5 protein-coding genes are annotated in these 3118 nt (G+C 61.6%); 2 read left to right on the top strand and 3 right to left on the bottom strand.

Annotated elements, in window-relative coordinates; translation table 11 throughout:
- Positions 1–249: 249 nt before the first annotated feature.
- Positions 250–888: an MBL fold metallo-hydrolase gene (locus EN943_RS36275; RefSeq protein WP_127416534.1), complete on the top strand. Its 639-nt coding sequence runs from the start codon at positions 250–252 to the stop codon at positions 886–888.
- A 126-nt stretch (positions 889–1014) separates the two neighbouring features.
- Here the strand turns inward: EN943_RS36275 and EN943_RS36270 are convergent, their stop codons facing one another.
- From EN943_RS36270 to EN943_RS36260, 3 genes are all read right to left on the bottom strand, one after another.
- The gene (locus EN943_RS36270; protein ID WP_127416533.1) at positions 1015–1443 is read right to left on the bottom strand and encodes a BA14K family protein; all 429 of its coding nucleotides are present in this window, start codon (positions 1441–1443) and stop codon (positions 1015–1017) included.
- 185 nt (positions 1444–1628) lie between these two features.
- Positions 1629–1841, bottom strand: a complete 213-nt coding sequence (locus EN943_RS36265; RefSeq protein ID WP_013530020.1) for a cold-shock protein — start codon at positions 1839–1841, stop codon at positions 1629–1631.
- A gap of 321 nt (positions 1842–2162) precedes the next feature.
- Positions 2163–2375: a cold-shock protein gene (locus EN943_RS36260; protein ID WP_006202520.1), complete on the bottom strand. Its 213-nt coding sequence runs from the start codon at positions 2373–2375 to the stop codon at positions 2163–2165.
- Between the two features lie 489 nt (positions 2376–2864).
- On the opposite strand from EN943_RS36260, the gene EN943_RS36255 reads away from it, so the two are divergent.
- On the top strand, positions 2865–3118 hold a 254-nt coding region (locus tag EN943_RS36255), incomplete at its 3' end, for a Kazal-type serine protease inhibitor (protein ID WP_245476109.1).

Genomic DNA, 3118 nt, shown 5'->3' with positions numbered 1-3118 from the left:
AACGAGCGGTCTCGGCAGTGCGCTGAACCTGCAGAACATCGTCGGCGGCGCCGGTGGTGGCGCGATCCTGACCGCCATTCTCGGCGCGGTCATGGGCGCCATGAAGAAGTAGGGGGCCGTTTCGGTCTTTTCAAATGGGCGGCTTCGGCCGCCCATTTCCGTTTTGGGGCTACCGATTGTTCGCCTTTCGAGGGGTGGACGCCCTTTGTCGGCGCCTCTACATCACCCGTGAACATCGAAAGGACGATCATGGGTCAGCTCAATGCCGGCATCGTGCCGGTCACACCGTTCCAGCAGAATTGCACCATCCTGTTCGACATGGATGACAAGCATGGCGTCGTCGTCGATCCGGGCGGCGATATCGACAAGGTGCTGGCGGTGCTGAACGACAATGCGATCTCAGCCGGAGCTATCTGGATAACGCATGGCCACATCGACCATGCTGGCGGCGCAATGGAGTTGAAGGAGGCGCTCGGCGTCGAGATCATCGGTCCGCATGAGGCCGACAAGTCGCTGCTCGACAATCTGGAAAACCAGGGCAAGCGCTACGGCATCGCCGGAGCGCGCAACTGCGTGCCCAACCGGTTCCTGGCCGAAGGCGAGACCGTGTCGTTCGGTGGCCATGTGTTCGAGGTGCTGCACTGCCCCGGCCATGCACCAGGTCACGTCGTTTATTACAACCGCGCGGCCAAGTTCGCCCATGTCGGCGACGTGCTGTTCCGCGGTTCGGTCGGCCGCACCGACCTGCCAGGTGGCGACCACGCGGCGCTGATCGCTTCGATCAAGGACAAGCTCCTGCCGCTCGGCGACGACATCGGCTTCATCTGTGGCCACGGTCCCGGCGGACGTTTTGGCGAAGAGAGGCGGACCAATCCGTTTTTGACTTGAACCAGTCTCGGAACCGTAGCTGTTTTTCATCAGCTCAAGCAGACCGTTGACATTGTAGAGACCACAACAAAAAAGCGCTGGCCTTGCGGTCAGCGCTTTTCTGTTTTGGGGCAGGGAAGCCTTGGTTTAATTGGCAGTGCAGAAATGCTGTTCACCGTCATTGCCGGTGAACGTGCCGGTACGGGAATTGAAGCTGCGGTAGCGGTCCGAGCAGTATTCGTACCAGTCACGCGTCCACGGCTCGGCATAGCGATCGGCGTAGACCACCCGCGGCTCCGCATAGTAGCGGCGCACCGGGGCCGGGCGTATCACCACGTCACGATCGTAACCGTCATCGTAGTAGCGGTCGGCGTAGGGCGGCGGCCGGTCATTGGCCAATGCACCACCGATCAGCGCGCCGGCCGCCAAGCCGAGCACGCCGGCGGCAATGGCATCGCCATTGCCGTGATGGCCATGATGACGGCGCCAGTCGCGCGCATTGGCGGCGGGCAAGGCCGTGAGCGTGGTTGCGACCACGGCAGCGGCCAGGACGGCTGTCTTGAAAATTCGGTTCATGTCGGTCTCCTTCGTGCCAGCCCGGATAGTTCTCGGGGGGATGCGGTCCGGCTTTACCGAAGACTAATATGCGACCGTGGCTGAACGGGGGCTGAACGGATTTTTACGTGTTTTTCAAAACAGACGTCAAAAACCATAGGCTCTCAAGGCAGCGATCTGCCCGGGATCGCCGGTTTGAAGCCGGCTCAGCCGACCGACAGGTTGACGGCCTTGGGACCCTTGCCGCGCTTGTCCGGCTCGGTGTCGAACGACACTTTCTGGCCATCCTCGAGACCGGGAAGACCGGACGCTTGCACGGCTGAAATATGGACGAAAACATCCTTCGCGCCATCATCGGGCGTGATGAAGCCGAAGCCCTTGGCATGGTTGAAGAATTTGACGGTGCCGGTCTGCGGCATGGGAAGCTCCTTTGTCCCATAAACTCCAGTCTCGGGCCGGCAAATGCCCGAGTGGAAATTTGTCCTTTATTTTAGCGTCATCGGCAAGGGAAAGTTTTGCGGGCGTCTAAACCACGTTGCGGCATGCTTTGGGTCTTTGTCTTCATGCAAGTCGTTGCCCAGAACCTAGCCGCTGGGGCGACATGCACTGGCCCGCGCCTTTGATAAGCAAAAGGCGCGACGAAGATCGCCGCGCCTTTCAAAATTCAGATCCCTCTCCAGGCCAGGTGCAGGCGTGGAGCCTCCGTCGCACGTCCGACTGATATGCGGCGCGCCGATGGCTCAGGCTGCGCGGAGGTTGACGGCCTTGGGGCCCTTGCCCATGCGGTCCGGCTCGACGTCGAAGGTGACCTTCTGGCCGTCAACGAGCGTGCGCAAGCCGGAGGCTTCGATCGCGGAGATATGGACGAACACATCCTTGGCGCCACCATCGGGCGTGATGAAACCGAAGCCTTTGGTCGCGTTGAAGAATTTAACGGTGCCGGTCTGGGCCATTGGGGAAACTCCTTCACCCGTTCAGTCTTTGGTGGTCCCGCCCGCCGCCTGGCGCAAAGGGCAGTTCCCGGTGGTTGCTTCGGCAGTCATGCATTGGCGCATGGTCAAACCCCCCGCCGAAAACGGGGCCGTCAGAGATTCACAGTATCGGGGAAAGGTCGTCCAAAACGTTCCGCTCTCCGGGTCGCAAATGCCCGAACACGGAATTTATCGCACGGAAACGTGATGGTTGCAAGATACCGCCGCGGGCCGCCGTACTGGCGCATCCCGACGCATCAATCGACTGACCTGAGCATCGATGGGCTCGGCATAGGCTTGCTTGCCGGTCGGGTCATCGGCCAGAGCCGGTCCACGAATGGGCCAGACATCGGCGGCGCGTTGCCCTCCCTTGCGGGGTCCAGGCGCCGTTGTCGTTTGCTCAAACGGGGGTTGCATTTGGCAAGGGAATGGCGAGGATCGGTAACCGGGGACCGATCGTGGGAGATCATCGTGAAATTTCTGGCGGCAATCTTTTCGCGGCAGGGCTTTGCCATCTTGTTGCTGTCGGCAATTCTTGCCGCCTGCACCGTCGTCGTCGATGAGGGACCAGGGCCGCGCCCGCGTCCGCCACGGCCGGAACCGCAATATTGCAGCAAGCAGTACGAGCCGGTCTGTGCCCGGCGCGGCGGCGACCGCCAGACCTTCGCCAATGCCTGTCTTGCCGACCGGGCCGGCTACCGCATCGTGCGCGACGGTCCGTGCCG

It is taken from the genome of Mesorhizobium sp. M7A.F.Ca.US.006.01.1.1 (assembly GCF_003997935.1).
GTDB lineage: Bacteria > Pseudomonadota > Alphaproteobacteria > Rhizobiales > Rhizobiaceae > Mesorhizobium.
Note: the sequence above shows the minus strand (reverse complement) of the source record. Positions and strands in the feature narration are given on the sequence as shown.